This is a genomic window from Enterobacter sp. ECC_219_Taxon_10 (genome assembly GCF_058354905.1).
Window position 1 is genome coordinate 645,810 of record NZ_CM178005.1, and the last position, 18,652, is coordinate 664,461.

An 18,652-nucleotide genomic window follows, 5' to 3' on the forward strand; every position below is an offset into this window, starting at 1 on the left:
ATCACACGGCGGCTTCCGCCTCCATCATGACCGGATGGAAACGACGCCTGAAGTAGATCAGGCCGTGTCCCGCGTCACTCAGGATAATGTTTTTCACTTCGACAAGATAAACCAGATGCGTGCCGATGGTTTGCACCTGAATAATCTCGCCTTCGAGGCTGGCCAGCGCGCCTTTCAGCACCGGCTGCGCCAGCGGGCCTTTCTGCCAGCAGGAGAGGGCGAAGCGCTCCTCCATTGTCATGGCGGTCATTCCGGCGAAGTGGCGGGCCATGATCTCCTGCTCGTGGTTCAGCACGTTAACGCACAGCCTGCCGTTGCCCTGAAAGACCGGGTTCATGGCGCTGTTGGCGTTGATGCACACCATCACCGACGGCGGGGTATCCGTCACCGAGCAGACGGCGGTGGCGGTGATGCCGCAGCGGCCCGCCTCGCCCTCGGTGGTGACCACATTGACCGCCGCCGACAGGCTGCTCATTGCGTCGCGAAAACGCAGGCGTTGTTCATCTAAATGCATTGCAACCTCCCGCTGCGCTATTTCAGCAGCTTGTCGAGCATGTTGATATCGCTGTTGTTGTGCAGGTGCGGCACCGTCCAGCCGTGCTGGTCGTATTCGGACATGCAGCGGTCGACCATCGCCATCATTTTGTCCATGTTGCCGGAGCTCTGCGCCTGACGCAGGCACTGCAGGCGGATCTCATCCTGGCTGCCGGAGTAGTTGATTTCGTACAGCTCGTGGCGGCCGCCAAACTCGCTGCCGATGGCGTCCCACATTAGTTTTAAAATCTTGATGCGTTCAACGTGGTCCATACCGTTGGAGCCGCGCACGTATTTCGCCAGATACTGGTCGATCTGCGGGTTGTTCAGATCCCGGGCGCTGGACGGCAGGTAGATCAGCCCGGACGTCACGTTACGCTCGATGATGTTCTTGATCTTCGCGTAGGCCATCGGGGCCATGACGCGGTAGGTTTGCAGCGCGGCGTGATCCGGCAGATACGCGCCGTTTACCCACGGGGTGGCTTCGGAACACATGGAGTCGCTCAGCGCCCAGAACATATTGCGCCAGGCCACCACTTCGCCGAGATCCGCCTGTACGCCGCGGAACTCCAGGGTACCGGTGCACTCCAGGGATTTCTTCAGCAGGGCGGTGATGAAGTCGAGCTTCACCGCCAGGCGCACGCAGGCCTGCAGCGGGTACATGCGTGCAAAGCCGCCCTCCATCGTCCAGCGACGGCAGCGGTCGAAATCGCGGTAGATCAGCATGTTTTCCCACGGGATCAGCACGTGATCCATCACCAGGATCGCGTCGTTCTCATCGAAGCGGCTGGAGAGCGGGTAGTCGTACGGGGAGCCGGTAGCGCCTGCCACCATCTCGTAAGAGGCGCGGGAGATCAGCTTCACGCCTTCGGCATCCATCGGCGCGACGAACATCAGCGCGAAGTCCGGGTTTTCACCCATCACCTGCGCGGAGCCGAAGCCGATCATGTTGTAGTGGGTCAGCGCCGAGTTGGTTGCCACCACTTTCGCACCGCTGACGATAATCCCGGCGTCGGTCTCTTTCTCCAGCTTGATGTAGACGTCTTTCACCTCGTCCGCAGGCTTGTGGCGGTCGATAGGCGGGTTAACGATGGCGTGGTTGAAGTACAGGCCGGTTTCCTGAATGCGGGTGTACCAGTTGCGGGCGTTCTGTTCGAACTGGCCGTAGAAGGCCGGGTTGGCGCCGAGCGCGCAGCCGAACGCGGCCTTGTAGTCCGGCGTACGTCCCATCCAGCCGTAGCTCAGGCGCGACCACTCAGCGATGGCGTCGCGCTGCTGGCGCAGGTCGTCGGCGCTTTTCGCCACGCGGAAAAACTTGTGGGTATAGCCGCCGCTGCCGGTGTCGGTGCCCCAGCAGAGCGTGTCCTGCATGTCCGGCTTGTGCAGGGCGTCGTACATCTGCGCGATGGAGGCCGCCGCGTTGCGAAACGCCGGATGGGTGGTGACGTCTTTAACGCGCTCGCCGTAGATATAAATCTCACGACCGTCCTGCAGGCTTTTTAAATACTCTTCGCCGGTTAACGGACGTTTGGCGTCTGCGCGAAAATCTTCAGGCTTCATAGGGACCTCGTATCGGAATTGGTTTGTTAAATTTATGTTTTGTTTTTGTTGTTTAATTGAAGCCTGAGAGGGGCGAGACGTGAAGGGACGATTGGGACAACGGCGGGTACTTTTCGGGCGGGATTGGGATTTGTGATCGTTGTCCCCTCACCCCGGCCCTCTCCCCAAAGGGGCGAGGGTGTAATCGTTCCCTCTCCCCTTTGGGGAGAGGGTTAGGGTGAGGGGAAAGGTTTTACCGGTACTTTCTGCGCCCGATACGCGCTCGGCGAGCACCCCACTAATCGGTTAAAAAACCGGGCAAAATAGGCCGGATCCTTAAACCCCAGCTGCCAGGCAATCTCGCTCACCGCGCTGTCGGAGAAGAGTAGCAGCCGCCTGGCTTCGCGCAGCTGGCGGTCGAAGATCAGTCGCTTCGGCGGGCGGTTGGCAAAGCGGCGGCAGATATCGGTCAGGCGGGATTCGGTGAGGTGCAGCTCGCCAGCGTATTCCGGCACCGTCCAGTGTTGGTGGTAGTGCGCATCAATCAGCTGGGTAAAGCGCTGGAACAGCTTCAGCTCGCCGCGCATACCGCCCGAAGCGTGGTCGTCGAGCTTTGCGTTGCGCAGCAGCAGGGTAAAGACCGCCTGCGCCAGCAGGACCAGCGTGTGCTCGCGCCCCGGCAGCTGTTCCGTGGATTCCCGGGCAATCAGCTGCCAGTAATGCTTCAGCGCCGCCAGCTCGTCCGGCCTGTCGGCCAGCGAGAGGCAGATCCCCGGCAGGCCGAAGGCTTCCCGGGTGCCGGGGTAGAGCACCTCCAGCAGCGGCCAGATCAGATCTTCGCGTACCGTCAGCACGTGGCCGTCGCTGTCGGATTCGGTGATAAACGCGTGCGGCACCGACGGCGGCGTGAGGACAAACAGCGGGGCCTGCACCGAGTAGCGGTGATCGTCGAGCTGGAGCTCAATTTGCCCGGTATCGAGAAAGTGCATCTGAAAATACTGATCATGACGATGCGCCTGCATGTCGCGGCCAAAAAAGGCCGCCATGCGGGCGAACGACTGGTAATGCACATCGTCGGTGCCCAGACTTTCGTCGTACTCCTTGCTGATATCAATGTTGGCGATAGGGCTCTGGCACATGCTCGTTCCTCTGTTGATCCCGCTGCGTCATCGGAATGCGCGTCAGCACCAGCGCGCCGACCACCAGCAGCCCGGCCACAAACCACAGCCCGGAGCTGAAGCTGCCGGTCGCGTCGCGCAGGATCCCAATCAGCAATGGGCTGACGGCGGATCCGACGTTGCCGATGGCGTTGATCACCGCCAGCGCCACCGCGCGGGACTGCAGGCTAATAACCTGGTCCGGCGTGGTCCAGAATATCGCCATGGCGGTAAACGATCCGGTTGAGGCCATAATGATGCCAAGCAGCTGGATCAGGCTGTGATCGGTGGCTGAGGCCAGCATCCATCCCGCCGCGGCGAACAGGTACGGCAGGATGGTGTGCTTTTTTCGCTCTTTCAGCCTGTCGGAGCGGCGGCTCCACCAGATCATTCCGAGGATGGTGCAAAACTGCGGGATCGCCGCCAGCAGGCCGATGACGATGTTGCTGCTGCCCGTGTTGAAGCTTTGCAGGATCTGTGGCGTCCAGATGTTAATGGCGCTCAGGGTGTTGGTCAGGCAGAAGTAGGCCAGCGTGTAGAGCAGCACCGCAGGCGTCAGCACCTCGCGCAGCGTCGATCGCGGCGTGACGGATTGGGCGATGGCGACCTCCTGCTCGCGGGCGATCATCGCTTTCAGCGCCTGCTTTTCGTCATCGTCCAGCCAGGTGGCCTGATCCGGCGTGTCGTTGAGGTAAAACCAGGTCACCACGCCGAGCACCACCGACGGCAGCCCCTCCAGCAGGAACAGCCACTGCCAGCCCTTCAGGTTCCATAGCCCGTCCATCGCCAGAATGTAGCCGGAGAGGATCGAGCCGAGCATCATGGTCACCGGCATGGCGATCATAAACAGCGCGTTGGCGCGGGCGCGGTGATACGCCGGGAACCACCAGGTGAGATAGACCAGGATCCCCGGCAGGAAGCCAGCTTCGGCGATGCCCACCAGCATGCGCAGGACGTAGAGCGTTTCGGGGCTGGTGGCGAACATGGTGCAGGTGGAGGCGATGCCCCACACCACCATGATCCCGGCGATCCAGCGGCGCGCGCCGATTTTCGCCAGCATGATGTTGCTCGGGATCCCGCACAGCACGTAGGTGACGTAAAACAGCGTCGCGGCCAGGCCAAACATGGTCGACGTAAGGCCCAGATCTTTACCCATCGTCAGCCCGGCAAAGCCGATGTTGATGCGGTCAAGGAACGAAAAGACAAACAGGATAAAGAGAAACACGATCAAACGACGGAACAGCTTGTTGATCGCGCGATGTTCTATAGCTTTCATATCTTGCAGGGTAGAGGTCGTCATGCTGCGCTCCAGATCTTACGTTTAGTAGACGGATTTATTGTTATTCACTGACGTAACCGGTTGTTCGATAAAGCGCGCCGCCAGCGCTTCGGCGCCGCGGGCGAGCAGGGTGGTGTCGACGCCGACGGCGACAAACAGCGCGCCGAGTTCAAGGTAGCGTTTCGCCAGCTGCTCGTTCGCCATCAGGATGCCGGGGGCTTTACCCGCCGCACGGATCTGCGCGATCGCCTGCTCGATGGCGGCCTGCACCTCCGGGTGCTGCGGGTTGCCGGCAAAGCCCATGTCGGCGCTCAGATCCGCCGGGCCGATAAACACACCGTCGACCCCTTCCACGTCCAGGATCTGCGGCAGGTTTTTCAGCGCCTCGCGGGTTTCAATCTGCACCAGCACGCACATGGCATCGTTGGCCTGCTGCAGGTAGTCCGGGATGCGGTTCCAGCGCGACGCTCTTGCCAGGGCGCTGCCGACGCCGCGAATGCCCGCGGGCGGGTAGCGGGTCGCACGTACCGCCAGCCGCGCTTCGTCGGCGTTTTGCACCATCGGCACCAGCAGGGTTTGCGCCCCCACGTCCAGCAGCTGTTTGATCTGCACCGGGTCGTTCCACGACGGGCGCACTACCGGCTGGCTGGCGTACGGCGCGATAGCCTGCAGCTGGGTTAAGACGGTTTGCACGCTGTTCGGCGCGTGCTCGCCGTCGATCAGCAGCCAGTCGAAGCCTGCCCCCGCCAGCAGCTCGGCGCTGTAGCTGCTGGTCAGCCCCAGCCATAACCCGATTTGCGGGCGGCCCGCCTGCAGCGCCGCCTTGAATGCGTTTTGCATGTTTGTCTCCTTACACAAAGCGGCAGCTGATGGAGCCCATATTGCCGTAGTCGACGTGGAAGGTGTCGCCTCTGCTGGCCGGCACCGGGCGGGTAAACGAGCCGCCGAGGATGATTTGTCCCGGCTCAAGCTGCACGTCGTACGGCGCAAGCTTGTTCGCCAGCCACGCCACGCCGTTCGCCGGGTGGTTAAGTACGCCTGCGGCAACGCCGGTCTCTTCGATCACGCCGTTGCGGTAGAGCAGGGCGGAGATCCAGCGCAGATCCAGCTCGTCGGGCTTAATCGGGCGGCCGCCGAGGATCACCCCCGCGTTGGCGGCGTTATCGGAGATAGTGTCGAACACCTTGCGCGGGCGCTGGGTTTCCGGGTCGACGTTGTGGCAGCGGGCATCGATCAGCTCCAGCGCGGGGATGATGTAGTCCGTGGCGTTGTAGACGTCGAAGATCGTGCAGTTCGGGCCGCGCAGCGGTTTTGCCAGTACGAAGGCCAGCTCCACTTCGATGCGCGGGACGATGAAGCGATCGACGGGGATGTCGCTGCCGTCGTGGAAGAACATGTCGTCCAGCAGCGCGCCGTAGTCCGGCTCGCTGATCTGCGAGCTGGCCTGCATCGCTTTTGAGGTGAGGCCGATCTTGTGGCCTTTCAGCACGCGGCCTTCGGCGATTTTCAGGCTCACCCATTCGCGCTGGACGGCGTAGGCGTCTTCAATGGTGATCTCCGGGTACTCCAGCGAGATCGCGCGGATCTGCTCCCGGGACTGCTCCGCCTGATGCAGGCGATGGGCGATCAGGGTATGGGTATGTTTGTCGAGCATGGCGATATCCTGTTATACGTTTGTTTTCTCCCTCTCCCCGTGGGAGAGGGACGGGGTGAGGGCATCAGGCCGCAGAGATTTGCCCTCACCCTAACCCTAACCCTCTCCCAAAGGGAGAGGGGACAGTCCGTGCGGTATTACTTAAACAACGCGTGCACGTTGTTCTGCTTAAAATTCAGCGTCGGGTGTAGCTCTTCGATTTCAAACGACAGCGCCAGATACCGGCTGTTCATCAGCGCTGCGAAATGATCTTTAATCAACGCAAAGAGCATCTCGCCCACCTGCTGGCGGCTCTCCAGACTGCGCCCGGCGCCGATTTTCAGCGTCATATGCACAAAGGCGTAATCGTGCTTGCCGTCGGCCATCTGCCAGGTATCCAGCCAGTGGGCCCGGCTGCGGATACCGCCGATGGGGAAGATGCCCGTGGCGGCCAGCGCCTCGTTCACTTTGGCGAACAGCCCTGGCAGGTCGGCCTGCTCGCGGATGTTGTCGGTACATTCAGCAATAAAGTGCGGCATGGTGGCTCCTTACGCGGGCAGCGGGAAAACGGCGTTAACCTGGCCGGTGCCGGAGCTGGCGAACAGCTCGGTGAGGAACTCCACCCTGCCGTCGTATTTGTCCCAGCCGAGCATCCCCAGCAGCATCACCGTGTCGTGCATGTTGCCCTCGCCGTAGCAGTAGTCGGCGTACTCCGGCAGCATGCTGCAGAATTCTTTGAACTGGCCTTCGCGCCACAGCTTCACCACGCGCTCGTCCATCTGGCGGTCGAACTCGCGGGTGTAGCTGTTCATTCCCTCTTCCGCGCGCTGGTCGTCGATAAAGCGGTGCGACAGCGAGCCGCTGGCGAGCACCGCCACGGTGCCGTCGTATTTCTCGATGGCGCTGACGATGGCCTCGCCCAGCCGGCGGCTGTCGGCGAAGTCGTGAACCGTGCAGAACGCCGAGATGGAGACCACTTTGAAGTGCTTATCCGCGTTCATGTAGCGCATCGGCACCAGCGTGCCGTACTCCAGCTTGAGGCTCGGGATGTTGTGCGCTTTGGCGCGCACGCCCAGCTTCACCGCCTCGTCGGCAATCAGCTGGCCGAGCGCCGGGTTGCCGTCGTAGTCGTAGGTCATGTCGCGGATAAAGTGCGGCAGCTCGTTGCTGGTGTAGACGCCCGAGAAATGGTCCGCACAGTTAATGTGGTACGCGCTGTTCACCAGCCAGTGGGTGTCGAACACGATGATGGTGTCCACGCCCAGCTCGCGGCAGCGCTTGCTGATTTCTTTATGTCCGTCGATGGCCGACTGTCGGCAGCCGTGGTTTTTGCCCGGCAGCTCGGAGAGGTACATCGACGGCACGTGGGTGATTTTTGCCGCTAACGCCAGTTTACCCATGATCAGATCCCCCATTTTGGAATCGGGTGGTCGCCCATCGAGATGCAGACGTTCTTCATCTCGGCGAACACTTCGAAGCTGTACTCGCCGCCCTCGCGGCCGGTGCCGGATGCCTTCACGCCGCCAAACGGCTGGCGCAGGTCGCGCACGTTTTGGGTGTTGACGAAAACCATCCCCGCTTCGATGCTGCGCGCCAGGCGCAGCACTTTGCTGACGTCCTGGGTCCAGATGTACGACGCCAGGCCGTACTCCACGTCGTTGGCCAGGCGCAGGCCCTCCGCTTCGTCCTTAAACGGCAGCAGGCAGGCCACCGGCCCGAAGATTTCCTCCTGCGCCACGCGCATGCGGTTGTCGACGTCCGCCAGCACCGTCGGGCGCAGGAAGTTGCCGCCTTTCAGGTGCGCGGGCAGATCGGTCGGTTTGTCCGGGCCGCCCGCCAGCAGGGTTGCACCCTCTTCAATGCCGAGGCGGATATAGCCGGAGACTTTCTCCCAGTGTTGCTGGCTGATGAGCGCGCCAACCTGGGTATTCGGATCGTTTGGATCCCCAACGCGCAGGCGGTTGGCGCGCTCGGCAAAGCGCTTGACGAACTCCGGGTAGATGCTCTGCTGAATGAAGATGCGCGAGCCCGCGGTGCAGCGCTCGCCGTTGATGGAGAAGATGGTGAACAGGGCGGCGTCCAGCGCACGCTCGATGTCGGCATCTTCAAAAATCAGCACCGGGGATTTGCCGCCCAGCTCCATGGAGTATTTCTTCAGCCCGGCGTTTTTCATGATGTTGCGCCCGGTGGCGGTGCCGCCGGTGAAGGAGACGGCGCGCACGTCGTGGTGGCGCACCAGCGCGTCGCCTGCCGTTGCGCCGTAGCCCTGCACTACGTTCAGCACGCCCGCCGGAATGCCCGCCTCCAGCGCCAGCTCGCCCAGACGGTCGGCGGTTAGCGGGGAGAGTTCAGACATCTTCAGCACCGCGGTGTTTCCGAGTGCCAGGCACGGCGCAACCTTCCAGGTGGCGGTCATAAACGGCACGTTCCACGGCGACACCAGCGCGCAGACGCCCACCGGCTGCACCAGGGTGTAGTTGAGCATCTTGTCGTCGACCGGGTAGGTTTTGCCGTTCATCTGCTGGCACACCTCGGCGAAGAACTCGAAGTTGTGCGAGGCGCGCGGAATGAGCACGTTTTTGGTCTGGTGGATCGGCAGGCCGGTGTCGGCGGTTTCCATCGCGGCGATCTCAGGCACGTTCTGGTCGATCAGATCCCCCAGGCGACGCATCAGGCGCGCGCGCTCCTTCATCGGCAGGTTAGCCCACTTCGGGAATGCCTCTTTGGCGGCGGCGACGGCCTGGTGAATTTCAGCTTCACCGCCGGAGGCGACTTCTGCTAATACCTCGCCGGAGGCCGGGTTGGTGGTGTGGAAGTACTCGCTTCCGACGACGTTTTTACCGTTGATCCAGTGGTTAATCTTTTTCATTTTGCAGTCTCCTCGCTGACAATCCGGTTTACCAGGCGGCCTACGCCTTCCACTTCCACCACCACTTCATCCCCCGGCACCACATCGGACAGCCCTTTTGGCGTGCCGGTGGCAATCATGTCGCCCGGCTGCAGGGTCATAAAATCGCTCAGGTACGCGATCAGGAACGGGATGCTGAAAATGAGATCGGCGGTGGTCCCTTCCTGACGCAGCTCGCCGTTGACGAAGGTGCGAAGACGAAGGTTGTGCGGGTCGGGGATGGCCGCTTTCGGCACGATGTTCGGGCTAATGGGCGTAAGCCCGTCGCGGCTTTTGACCCGCAGGTTCGGGCGGTAGTAGTTTTCCAGGTAGTCGCGGATGGCGTAGTCGTTGCAGACCGTATAGCCCGCAACATACTCCATCGCCTCGGCTTCGCTGACCTTACGCGCGGTTTTACCGATGACCACCACCAGCTCCGCTTCGTAATGCATGTATTCGATATTGTTCGGGCGCACCGAGGTCTGGCCGTCGCCATTAAAGGTGTTTGGCGCTTTGATAAACACCAGCGGCTCGGTGGGGGGCTTGAAGTCCAGCTCGCTGGCGTGGTCGGCATAGTTCAGGCCGAGGGCAAACAGCGTGGCCTGCGGCGGCGTGCTGTGAGCAATAGCGACGCTACGCTCATCCACCACCGGGTTTTCCAGCGGCGGAAACCCTTCCGCCAGAATACGCACGCGATCCCCCGGGCGGATCTCAACGCGGCTTTGCGGGGTGCCGAGCAATATTGCATCGCCGGGATTAAGGGTAGCGAACTCGCTCAGGGCGCTCAGCAGTTCGGCGGCGTTGCGCTGAAGATCGGCTGTGTTCCAGTGGTCCGCTTCGCGGCCGTTGATCTCGGTGATAATGGTCAGGTTGTCTACGTTATCAACGGCGACAGGTTCGCCGAGCGGGCAAAATCCGTCCCGGCATTTGGCCTTGATGGCCGGGCGGTAGAAGCTCTCCTCCGGCAGGCTCACCTCGTTAGCCAGCGCATACCCCGCGATGTATTCCGCGGCCTCCTCCACGCGCACCCTGCTGGCGGTTTTACCCACGACCAGCGCCACCGTCGCGCCGCTCAGCACCGTTTCCCCCTGCGGGAAGGGGATCGGTTCGCCCGCGCGAATCACGGTGTTATGCGGTTTGATAAACCACACCGGCGTTTTCGGCGGCGTGTTGTAGGGGGCTTTTTCAAATGCCTCACGCCAGGCTTCACGCTGGCTGTGATGGTTCAGCGCGACGGCAAAAACGGTACCTTTCATTCACATACTCCTTACCCCGACGGCCCGGGTTATGATTTCATTAATATATTAATGATCTGGTTTTATGCTTTTGCTGTTCATTTCGCAATCAGAAGTGAAGAATTTGTGATATGAATAACAATAAATTTACATATTGATTTTTATGTCTATTAAAATCATATGGTTAAATAAATTGACTGGTTTCTGTTAGACTTTTTGACGGAAAACATGTTGTTTATAAAAACATCTTTTATGAATTGTTTACTTGTTAATGATGTGAAGGGGAGAGGCTATGCATGATTCATTAACCATCGCGCTATTGCAGGCGCGGGAAGCGGCGATGTCCTACTTCCGACCGATTGTGAAGCGCCATAACCTCACCGAGCAGCAGTGGCGCATCGTGCGCGTGTTGGCTGAGCATCCGTCGATGGATTTTCACGACCTGGCGTTTCGCACCTGCATTTTGCGCCCGAGCCTGACCGGCATTCTGACGCGCATGGAGCGCGACGGCCTGGTGCTGCGCCTGAAGCCGGTGAACGACCAGCGCAAGCTGTACGTGTCGCTGACCAAAGAGGGCAATGCGCTGTACGAGCACGCCCAGGCGCAGGTGGAAGAGGCGTATCAGCAGATTGAGGCGGAATACACGCCGGAGAAGATGAAGCAGCTGACGGCGCTGCTGGAAGAGTTTATTGAACTCGGAAACCGCCATAACGCAGCGCGGGAAGAAGAGTAAAAACCACAAATTCCAGGATGATTTTCGTAAAGTTTTCCCTTTCCAGGCCGAAAATTCTGTATCTGTCTGAGGAAAGAGAAAACATGTTAAACCGTATCAAGATTGTCACCAGCTTAATGCTGGTTTTAGCTATATTTGGCCTGTTACAACTCACATCCGGTGGTCTTTTCTTTAATGCTCTGAAGAATGACAAAGAGAATTTCACCGTCCTGCAAACCATTCGTCAGCAACAATCCACCCTGAACGGGAGCTGGGTTGCGCTGCTGCAAACCCGTAATACCCTTAACCGCGCGGGCATCCGCTACATGATGGATCAGAGCAATATCGGCAGCGGCGCGACCGTTAACGATCTGATGCAAATTGCGTCTGCCTCGCTGAAACAGGCGGAAAAAAACTGGGCTGACTATGAAGCCCTGCCGCGCGACCCGCGTCAAAGCGACGCCGCTGCGCTGGAGATTAAGCGTAACTACGATATCTACCACGGTGCGCTGGCAGAGCTGATTCAGCTGCTGGGGGCAGGTAAAATCAACGCCTTCTTCGACCAGCCGACCCAGAGCTACCAGGATGGTTTTGAGAAGCAGTACGTGAGCTACCTGCAGCAGAACGACAAGCTGTACCAGATGGCGGTTGAAGACAGCAACAGCTCCTTCAGCCAGGCGATCTGGGTGTTGATAAGCGTGCTGGTTGCCGTGCTGGTGGTGATCGTGGCTGTCTGGCTGGGTATCAAGCAGGCGCTGATCTCTCCGCTGACGCGTCTGATCGACAATATTCGCCATATCGCCAGCGGCGACCTGGTGAAGCGCATTGACGTGGAAGGGTCCAACGAGATGGGTGAACTGGCTGACTCGCTGCGTCATATGCAGAGTGAGCTGGTGCGTACCGTGGGCGACGTGCGTAACGGCGCGAATGCGATCTACAGCGGCGCGAGCGAAATCGCGATGGGCAATAACGATCTCTCTTCCCGTACTGAACAGCAGGCCGCTTCCCTGGAAGAGACCGCTGCCAGCATGGAGCAGCTGACGGCGACCGTTAAGCAGAACGCCGAGAACGCCCGTCAGGCGAGCCATCTGGCGCTGAGCGCGTCTGAAACCGCGCAAAAAGGCGGTAAAGTGGTGGACAACGTGGTGCAAACCATGCGAGACATTGCCGGTAGTTCACAGAAGATTGCCGACATTATCAGCGTGATCGACGGCATTGCCTTCCAGACCAACATCCTGGCACTGAACGCGGCGGTAGAAGCGGCGCGTGCGGGCGAGCAGGGCCGTGGTTTTGCGGTGGTGGCAGGGGAAGTGCGTAACCTGGCCCAGCGCAGCGCCCAGGCAGCTCGTGAAATTAAGAGCCTGATTGAAGACTCTGTGGGCCGCGTGGAAGTGGGCTCAACGCTGGTAGAAAGCGCCGGTGAAACCATGGGTGAGATCGTGAACGCGGTGACCCGCGTGACCGACATCATGGGCGAGATTGCGTCTGCCTCTGACGAGCAGAGCCGCGGTATCGACCAGGTGGGTCTGGCGGTAGCAGAGATGGACCGCGTGACCCAGCAGAACGCCTCGCTGGTGGAAGAGTCTGCCGCAGCGGCGGCGGCGCTGGAAGAGCAGGCGAGCCGCCTGACGCAGGCCGTGGCGGTGTTCCGCATTCAGCAGGAGCAGATGAAGGCGCGCGAGTTTGCTGCCGCGAAAAGCGTTGCCGCGCCGGTGATATCGCGTAAGGCCGCGACGGCGGACGCGGGCGATAACTGGGAAACGTTCTAATCCTGCGCGTTGTGCCGGGTGGCGGCTGCGCCTTACCCGGCCTACGGAAAGGTGTTGTAGGCCCGGTAAGCGAAGCGCCACCGGGCGATATCAAAGCGGCAGACGCATGGCGCAGCGTGAGTTATACGCTAAGCCGTGCGCTGCTTCTTCTTCACGTTTTTCAAGCAGTTCAGGCGTGAGTTCAGTGACGTATTCAAACCCCAGCTTTGCATAGAAGGGCGCATTCCACGGAACGTCCCGGAACGTCGTCAGTGTCAGCGATGTCAGCCCCACTTTGCGGGCATGGTCAGCCGCACGGGCGATGAGCTGCCGGCCGATCCCGTTTCCCTGCCAGGCCAGATCAACCGAGAGCTCCACAATAAACAGTGACGAAGGGTGTGCCTCTGCAAGGAGAAACCCCACGGGACGCTCGTTCGCCAGCGCCAGCCAGCTTAGCCCCCGTTCGGCATAGCCGAGGTGCTGTTCAGCGGAAATGACCTCACCCTCGGCAAGCCAGGCGAGATCCGGGTCGTCACGAAAACGTTCGCCCGCCGCGCGTTCAAGGGCGGGCAGGGCGGCAACGTCGTCGCTGGTGGTGGGGCGAATGTAAATGTTCATGGCGGGAAGTATAGCCTGACCTTCCGACATTATTCCGAGCAGACCAGCACCGGCGAGTAAAAGTTGCTAATCACCAGCGCATCATGCGGGGTGCGCTCTATCGTCAGGAGCCTTTTTTTCCCCAGCGTCAGGCCAGCCACGTATTTTTCAAATACGCCGGGCGGCATCGCATCGTGGCTAAAACGCTCCACTTTTTGAATGATGATTTCATAGAGTTCCCCCTCCACGTGCCGCCACTTAAACATCTCCTGCCGCGACACTTCCCAATTTTGCGGGGCGTTCTCGACGTTGCCGTTTAGGGTGATGTACCCGGTTTTGTCGGGGTGGAACCGCATGATGATCTCCCCATCAAACGTGAAATCGTGATTGTCGCGTCTGTCGGAGAAGGTCAGGTTACCGTCGCAGGCCACCGCCAGCGGGGGCGTGTAGAAGTACCACGCCAGCGCGGCGCCGATGAGCATCAGGTTAAAGATCAGAATGAGCCAAATTTTTATCTGTCGCATATCACCACTCGTAATAGTAAAGCGTACGGCAGGCGCTCGCTTTATCCCGCGTGAGGGAACACTGGGAAAGCACCAGCCGCCCTTCGTGGCCGTAAAAAAGCGTTCTCTGGATGTGCATATAGAAAATGGAATTTTTCAGACACGGGAGATGGCCGTCCTGCTGAAGGGTTTGCGCCAGGGCAATCGCCTTCTCGTGAAACACATCCGCCAGCGGCGTAAAGGTGTAGACCGGACAGGTGCCGATATGGGTCAGCAGATGGATCTCCCGCTGCGGGTTTACTGGTTTGATCGCCGTTATCCAGAGGCACAGCGTTACGATCGCCAGAGTAAGCGCGCCGCAGAACAACCGTTCCGGTCGAGCGCGCCATGCCGGTTTCGCCATTTTGGCGGCCGGGGGCGCTTCCTCCTGGGGCGTTACCGTGACGTCGGCGCTGAGCATAAAGCCCGTCTTAGGGACCGTGACGATAAACAGCGCGTCGGGAAGCAGGCTTGCCAGCATTTTGCGCAAAATACTGATGTACTGGTTTAACGAGTTGTTCGATCCCTGGAGCCCTCGCCGATCCCAGACCTCATGGAGAAAGGTGTCCCGTTCAATCACGTTGCCATGATGCTGGACCAGCAGCTTCAGGATGGTATTGGCCGTGCAGGTGAGGATCTGCGCATCCTCATCCGGCGCATTGATAAGAGAAACAGAACCGTCCTCGTCGTTGTAGACGATGGCGTCAGCAAGCAGATATTTCATAAGTTGTTGTAAAACAGACAGAGATAATGAAAAAAAAGAGAAGGTGTTTACATCTTCTAAGCAGAGATGCTGGCTATTTTAACGCCATTGTTACCGATAACATTGATCCAGACGGTTTTTTGAGTGGTTTAATAAGTCAGCGTAATTATCACGTCGTCAATAAATTCCCCCGTACCGCTCAGAGGCTGGGCCGGGACTTCTCCGTAAACGGTGAAGCTTTGGGTGCCGCCTGCGGGATGGGTGACGACCAGCGCATCCCCGCTGCGCGAATCGCCCCAGCGTTGCGTGGCAGCGGCATCCTGCCAGAGCGCATAGCGCAGGCACTGGCCTTCGTCGTTGCAAAGCTGCCGCTGATTGCCGCTGGCATGGTTGCCGTTGCCCATGGCAAGGGTAAACGCCGTGCCGGCCGGACATCGCGTGGTGAGTGTTGCCGTGGAACGCGTCGGGTGCAGCGTGGCGGTGCTGCTCAGCGTGCCGAAGTTAAGCGGGGTGACGCGTTCTATGTAGCACCCCTGGCTGATTTCGGCCTGCGCGCTGGTGCCGCCCTGCACCTGCTCGCCCTCCGCGGAGCCGTCCGAGCAATTTTGCAGCGCATCCTGACGGGTGGCGCTGTGCCAGGCGATGCGCAGATTCATGTTGTAGTTGTAATAGTGGTACGCCGGCAGTTGGTTTTGCCCCGGCGGGAGGGTGGCGATAAGCGGAAAGCTACCGCTGATGCTGGTATTGCTTTGTGCAGTCAGGGTCTGCTGAATGAGATCCCCGCCGCTGGCGGGGCCCAGCTCCTGAGAGCGCGCGACGCCGTTAAGCAGGCGGAAGAGCAGGGTGTACTGTTTCCCCTCCTGGTCCCCGTTCGAGAGCATCTGAAAGGGTGGAGCATCAATGCTGCTCAGGCAGACGTTGATATATTCCATCGTGCCGTTATTGTCGGCCTGACAGCTAAATTTAACCTCGGTGTTGGTCGAGGCGGCATTTCCCGCCACGACGCTGCCAAAGTTGATGGCGGCGGGTGAGGTTATCCAGCACGCTGCCGCCATCGCCTTCATGGACAGCACGAGCAGCAGCAATAACGGTGTTTTTAATGACACAGTTGTTCTCCAATATTCTGTATTGATGACGCGGTGCGCGGGGCCGGAAGCGTGACCCGACACTCCCCCTCGCCGGTTTTCACCACCAGTTCACCCGGCAGGGGCGGATCTTCAAGCCAGATAAAACCGTCGCGTCCGACGATGGTCGCGCCGCGTGGTGTTGAAACGATGCTGCCCAGCGGGAGCGGCTTGTGGCGGCTGTCGACCAGCCGGGCCTGAACCGTCACGGCGTGATGGACATTAAAATCGACCTTTACCGCGCTGCCGTTGCCCGGCCTGGCATCCATGTCGGTGACGGGGGCCATTACATCGGCAGGGAGATCCAGCGGATTGATGCTGACTTTGCTGCTGTGGTATTGCGGCAGGTCGGTCAGCAGCAGATAGCCGTTTTCATCGGTTTCGCCTGCCGGGCGGTTTTCCAGCATTACCGGCACGTGTCCAACGCCGTGGGTGGAGACCAGCGCCAGACCTTGTTGGCTGTAGCGCAGGGCATGAAGGCTGCCATCCAGCAGCGTCAGGCTGCCTTCGGCTGAGGCGTACTGATTGCCCAGCTTAGCGCCTTGCTCCAGCCCGACGTGCCACTCGCCTGCATGACCCAGATAGCCCACGTCCGCATAGGTATCCCGGCGCTCACCAACGCTTTGTCCCAGCTGCCATGACCAACCGCCGAGCCGATCGTCCGGCTGGTGGCGATAATCCATGCGTGACGTCTCGCGGCTGGTCTGAACGGAGAGAGTATCCGCACGGCCTAACGGGACCGAGAGCATAAGCTGAACGTTACTCGACGCATCCGTAAACGAACGGGTATAGCTCAGCGTGGTGGAGAGGTGGGCCGGCAGCGAGACGGACCAGGAGGCGTTGAGGTAGCGCTGTTTGTTGCCCTGAATGTTTTGCTGTACCCAGCCTGCGCCTACGGTACCAAAATGAGGAACAGAGTGGCTTAGCCAGACGCTATCGCTGCGTCTGACCGGCAGGGCGCCGATCGTGCGGGCGTTATCAGCAAAGTCGGCATCGGTACGGACGGTGCTGGCAGAGAAGCCCGTCCCGCTGCCGTTCCATTGCCAGCCAAGGCCCCACTGTTTTCCCTGGCCATAAGGGCTGTCGCTCAGGGCAACATGCTGGCTAACAATCCCGATGTCGGGCGAGATCAGCCAGTCGACGCCTGTCCCGACATTGCGCAGTTTGCTCTGCTGTTCCGTGTGTAGCGCCAGCGTCAGCCGGTTACTTACCCCATAGCGCCAGCCCGCGTCGAGCACGGGATCGGGGGCATAGTCATTCGAGCGCAGGGCGTAGTTTTGCCGCATCCAGCCGATATCCAGCGAGCCGCTGCTGAGCCCTTCCGCCAGCATCCCCGGCGCGCCGTAGAGATCGAGCTGTACGGTGCGACGCTGACCGTTGATGTCGGTAATGACCACCTGCGCCTGTCCGCTTCCGGTGAAGGAGGGGAGGGTATCCAGCAGAAAATCCCCCGGCGTCACGTGCTCGCTGCTCTGCTTAAGCCCGTCGATGTAAAGATCGACCGTTGAAGGCAGGACGGCAGTGTCGCTGTAGCGGCTGCGCGGTTCGGTGTTGAGCTGCGGATTAAGCTCAAAATTCCGCGCCCAGTGCAGGCCGCCAAAACGTACCTGCCGGCTCCAGCGGGTGCCCGTGGTGATGTTGTCGCCCAGCGCCAGGCTGGTCAGCGAGTCTGCGTTGTCCCACTGCCAGCGGGTTTCAAGACGCGTGTGGCTGGGCCGCCCAGCGCTGTTTTCCTCCCCCGCATGGCTTGAAAAGCTGCTGCTGAAGGTGCCGGGAAGCGCCCCGGATGCGGTCAGCGAGGTCTGCGCGTTAAGCTGGCGGTTACCCTGGGAGTTGCTGGCATAAAGGGCATACCCGAGCGTAAACGCGCTGATGGGCTGCGCCTCGGGATAGCGATACTGCGCGGTCGGCCTCTCGATAGTCAGGCGCTGCTGGCCGTCGAGCGCCTTTGCGTCGGCGGTAAGGGAGACCTGCTGAGCGTGTAAGTCGAGACTGACCTTCAGGCCAGGCAGGGACGTCAGCTCAACCCACTCGCTGTGGTCATCCGGGGCGCGAAGCCCCAGCTTTTTGAGGTCGCCGCGGTCAATCCACAGCGCCTCACCCACGACCCGGCAGGCCCACAGCTTCCCTCGAGGAGCGTGATTCACCGTGATGGCCAGCCATTGTACGGTGTCGGCGGCGGGTTCAACCCGGGCTGACAGCGTGAGCGGTAGCCAAAGCAGGAGCGCGAGTAGCGAGCGGGCGCAGGGGGATCTGGCTGGCATGGTGTTCATCATTGAGATAGGCGCGCAGTGCGCTGAGCGTGTGGTGTGAAGCCTGCTTAAGTGTCACAAGCGCGGTCTGTCCCGGTAGCACATAGCCCGCCAGCCCTTTCACCGATCCCACAACCTGCCCGCTGGCCGTCAGGGCCTGCAGGTGGCTCAGGCGAATATGGCTGTTCCCGGCGTTATAGCAGCGGATCGTTCCCTGGGGCTCCGCCTGTTCGCAGCTCAGGGCATCGCGGCTAACGGGCATATTCTGGTTTCCGGCAATAAAGACGGGAATCGAGTAGCGCAGCAGAAAGTGCACCGCGTTGGGGTTGGCCGCACGGGACGTTTCATCCGGCAACTCATCAATGACCAGGCGGTAACTTTGCTCCTGTTCACGGATGCCGGGCTCCATAACGATGATGCGCACCAGCTGCTGCTGGCCCGGGGCCAGAGAGGTCATCGCCGGGCTACTGACCACCTCGTCGGTGGCCGTTAACACATCTTTGCCGTTTTGCTGGGTCCATTCGTAAACCCGTATCTGAGCATGGATGGCCGCTTTGCCGCTGTTCGTGAGGTAAACCGCGGATGCTCTTTGACCGCTCTGGAGATCGAGCGTCACGGGGGCCACCTGAAGCGTGGCGGCCAGCGCGTAGCGAGACAGCAGCGTCAGCATCAGGAGCCACAGAATGAAGCAGGGAAGACAGCGCCGCATG

General features: G+C 60.4%; 18 protein-coding genes. 2 read left to right on the forward strand and 16 right to left on the reverse strand.

The window, feature by feature from the left end; translation table 11 throughout:
• Position 1 precedes the first annotated feature (1 nt).
• The 10 genes from AC4ICF_RS03005 to hpaG all read right to left on the reverse strand — a co-directional run bounded on the left by AC4ICF_RS03005 (position 2) and on the right by hpaG (position 10,285).
• Positions 2–514, reverse strand: coding sequence for a 4-hydroxyphenylacetate 3-monooxygenase reductase subunit (locus tag AC4ICF_RS03005; protein ID WP_163331020.1), 513 nt, complete (start codon positions 512–514; stop codon positions 2–4).
• 17 nt (positions 515–531) lie between these two features.
• On the reverse strand, positions 532–2,094 hold the full coding sequence (hpaB, locus tag AC4ICF_RS03010) for a 4-hydroxyphenylacetate 3-monooxygenase, oxygenase component (protein WP_491466148.1): 1,563 nt from the start codon (positions 2,092–2,094) through the stop codon (positions 532–534).
• A gap of 212 nt (positions 2,095–2,306) precedes the next feature.
• A complete protein-coding gene (gene hpaA, locus AC4ICF_RS03015; protein WP_316379750.1) occupies positions 2,307–3,212 on the reverse strand; it encodes a 4-hydroxyphenylacetate catabolism regulatory protein HpaA in 906 nt (301 codons plus the stop codon).
• On the reverse strand, positions 3,184–4,530 hold the full coding sequence (gene hpaX, locus AC4ICF_RS03020) for a 4-hydroxyphenylacetate permease (protein WP_233002917.1): 1,347 nt from the start codon (positions 4,528–4,530) through the stop codon (positions 3,184–3,186). The genes hpaA and hpaX overlap by 29 nt, the downstream gene beginning before the upstream one ends.
• Positions 4,531–4,551: 21 nt before the next feature.
• Positions 4,552–5,349, reverse strand: a complete 798-nt coding sequence (gene hpaI, locus AC4ICF_RS03025) for a 4-hydroxy-2-oxoheptanedioate aldolase (RefSeq protein WP_192981913.1) — start codon at positions 5,347–5,349, stop codon at positions 4,552–4,554.
• A 10-nt stretch (positions 5,350–5,359) separates the two neighbouring features.
• Positions 5,360–6,163 carry a 2-oxo-hept-4-ene-1,7-dioate hydratase gene (gene hpaH / locus AC4ICF_RS03030; RefSeq protein WP_316379749.1) on the reverse strand — a complete coding sequence of 268 codons (804 nt, stop codon included), beginning with the start codon at positions 6,161–6,163 and terminating at the stop codon, positions 5,360–5,362.
• Positions 6,164–6,300: 137 nt separating this feature from the next.
• Positions 6,301–6,681, reverse strand: a complete 381-nt coding sequence (locus AC4ICF_RS03035) for a 5-carboxymethyl-2-hydroxymuconate Delta-isomerase (RefSeq protein WP_116342335.1) — start codon at positions 6,679–6,681, stop codon at positions 6,301–6,303.
• Positions 6,682–6,690: 9 nt separating this feature from the next.
• A complete protein-coding gene (hpaD, locus tag AC4ICF_RS03040) occupies positions 6,691–7,542 on the reverse strand; it encodes a 3,4-dihydroxyphenylacetate 2,3-dioxygenase (protein ID WP_116342619.1) in 852 nt (283 codons plus the stop codon).
• A gap of 2 nt (positions 7,543–7,544) precedes the next feature.
• Positions 7,545–9,011 carry a 5-carboxymethyl-2-hydroxymuconate semialdehyde dehydrogenase gene (gene hpaE / locus AC4ICF_RS03045; RefSeq protein WP_316379748.1) on the reverse strand — a complete coding sequence of 489 codons (1,467 nt, stop codon included), beginning with the start codon at positions 9,009–9,011 and terminating at the stop codon, positions 7,545–7,547.
• Positions 9,008–10,285, reverse strand: a complete 1,278-nt coding sequence (hpaG, locus tag AC4ICF_RS03050; protein ID WP_316379747.1) for a 4-hydroxyphenylacetate degradation bifunctional isomerase/decarboxylase — start codon at positions 10,283–10,285, stop codon at positions 9,008–9,010. Before hpaG ends, hpaE begins: the two co-directional genes overlap by 4 nt.
• A 271-nt stretch (positions 10,286–10,556) precedes the next feature.
• Between hpaG and hpaR the strand changes: the two genes are divergently transcribed.
• Together hpaR and tsr are read left to right on the forward strand one after the other, a co-directional pair.
• Positions 10,557–10,997 carry a homoprotocatechuate degradation operon regulator HpaR gene (gene hpaR, locus AC4ICF_RS03055; protein WP_023334396.1) on the forward strand — a complete coding sequence of 147 codons (441 nt, stop codon included), beginning with the start codon at positions 10,557–10,559 and terminating at the stop codon, positions 10,995–10,997.
• A gap of 83 nt (positions 10,998–11,080) precedes the next feature.
• The gene (gene tsr / locus AC4ICF_RS03060; RefSeq protein ID WP_116342621.1) at positions 11,081–12,745 is read left to right on the forward strand and encodes a methyl-accepting chemotaxis protein; all 1,665 of its coding nucleotides are present in this window, start codon (positions 11,081–11,083) and stop codon (positions 12,743–12,745) included.
• Positions 12,746–12,835: 90 nt separating this feature from the next.
• Here tsr and AC4ICF_RS03065 read toward each other — a convergent pair whose 3' ends face one another.
• The 6 genes from AC4ICF_RS03065 to AC4ICF_RS03090 form a co-directional block, all read right to left on the reverse strand.
• Positions 12,836–13,342, reverse strand: a complete 507-nt coding sequence (locus tag AC4ICF_RS03065) for a GNAT family N-acetyltransferase (protein ID WP_316379746.1) — start codon at positions 13,340–13,342, stop codon at positions 12,836–12,838.
• A 29-nt stretch (positions 13,343–13,371) separates the two neighbouring features.
• Positions 13,372–13,845, reverse strand: a complete 474-nt coding sequence (locus tag AC4ICF_RS03070) for a FidL-like protein (RefSeq protein ID WP_316379745.1) — start codon at positions 13,843–13,845, stop codon at positions 13,372–13,374.
• Position 13,846: 1 nt separating this feature from the next.
• Positions 13,847–14,587: a winged helix-turn-helix domain-containing protein gene (locus AC4ICF_RS03075; protein ID WP_316379744.1), complete on the reverse strand. Its 741-nt coding sequence runs from the start codon at positions 14,585–14,587 to the stop codon at positions 13,847–13,849.
• Positions 14,588–14,715: 128 nt separating this feature from the next.
• Positions 14,716–15,672: a Csu type fimbrial protein gene (locus AC4ICF_RS03080; RefSeq protein ID WP_302219307.1), complete on the reverse strand. Its 957-nt coding sequence runs from the start codon at positions 15,670–15,672 to the stop codon at positions 14,716–14,718.
• Complete coding sequence (locus AC4ICF_RS03085) at positions 15,663–17,954, reverse strand: fimbria/pilus outer membrane usher protein (protein ID WP_439210008.1); 2,292 nt, start codon at positions 17,952–17,954, stop codon at positions 15,663–15,665. Before AC4ICF_RS03085 ends, AC4ICF_RS03080 begins: the two co-directional genes overlap by 10 nt.
• Positions 17,875–18,651 carry a fimbrial biogenesis chaperone gene (locus AC4ICF_RS03090; protein ID WP_316379742.1) on the reverse strand — a complete coding sequence of 259 codons (777 nt, stop codon included), beginning with the start codon at positions 18,649–18,651 and terminating at the stop codon, positions 17,875–17,877. The genes AC4ICF_RS03085 and AC4ICF_RS03090 overlap by 80 nt, the downstream gene beginning before the upstream one ends.
• Position 18,652: the final 1 nt, after the last annotated feature.

Excerpts from the sequence above, each read along its gene's own strand:
- AC4ICF_RS03005 (WP_163331020.1), bottom strand. The coding sequence starts at position 514 with ATGCATTTAGATGAACAACGCCTGCGTTTTCGCGACGCAATGAGCAGC.
- hpaB (WP_491466148.1), bottom strand. The coding sequence starts at position 2,094 with ATGAAGCCTGAAGATTTTCGCGCAGACGCCAAACGTCCGTTAACCGGC.
- hpaA (WP_316379750.1), bottom strand. The coding sequence starts at position 3,212 with ATGTGCCAGAGCCCTATCGCCAACATTGATATCAGCAAGGAGTACGAC.
- hpaX (WP_233002917.1), bottom strand. The coding sequence starts at position 4,530 with ATGACGACCTCTACCCTGCAAGATATGAAAGCTATAGAACATCGCGCG.
- hpaI (WP_192981913.1), bottom strand. The coding sequence starts at position 5,349 with ATGCAAAACGCATTCAAGGCGGCGCTGCAGGCGGGCCGCCCGCAAATC.
- hpaH (WP_316379749.1), bottom strand. The coding sequence starts at position 6,163 with ATGCTCGACAAACATACCCATACCCTGATCGCCCATCGCCTGCATCAG.
- AC4ICF_RS03035 (WP_116342335.1), bottom strand. The coding sequence starts at position 6,681 with ATGCCGCACTTTATTGCTGAATGTACCGACAACATCCGCGAGCAGGCC.
- hpaD (WP_116342619.1), bottom strand. The coding sequence starts at position 7,542 with ATGGGTAAACTGGCGTTAGCGGCAAAAATCACCCACGTGCCGTCGATG.
- hpaE (WP_316379748.1), bottom strand. The coding sequence starts at position 9,011 with ATGAAAAAGATTAACCACTGGATCAACGGTAAAAACGTCGTCGGAAGC.
- hpaG (WP_316379747.1), bottom strand. The coding sequence starts at position 10,285 with ATGAAAGGTACCGTTTTTGCCGTCGCGCTGAACCATCACAGCCAGCGT.
- hpaR (WP_023334396.1), top strand. The coding sequence starts at position 10,557 with ATGCATGATTCATTAACCATCGCGCTATTGCAGGCGCGGGAAGCGGCG.
- tsr (WP_116342621.1), top strand. The coding sequence starts at position 11,081 with ATGTTAAACCGTATCAAGATTGTCACCAGCTTAATGCTGGTTTTAGCT.
- AC4ICF_RS03065 (WP_316379746.1), bottom strand. The coding sequence starts at position 13,342 with ATGAACATTTACATTCGCCCCACCACCAGCGACGACGTTGCCGCCCTG.
- AC4ICF_RS03070 (WP_316379745.1), bottom strand. The coding sequence starts at position 13,845 with ATGCGACAGATAAAAATTTGGCTCATTCTGATCTTTAACCTGATGCTC.
- AC4ICF_RS03075 (WP_316379744.1), bottom strand. The coding sequence starts at position 14,587 with ATGAAATATCTGCTTGCTGACGCCATCGTCTACAACGACGAGGACGGT.
- AC4ICF_RS03085 (WP_439210008.1), bottom strand. The coding sequence starts at position 17,954 with ATGCCAGCCAGATCCCCCTGCGCCCGCTCGCTACTCGCGCTCCTGCTT.
- AC4ICF_RS03090 (WP_316379742.1), bottom strand. The coding sequence starts at position 18,651 with ATGCGGCGCTGTCTTCCCTGCTTCATTCTGTGGCTCCTGATGCTGACG.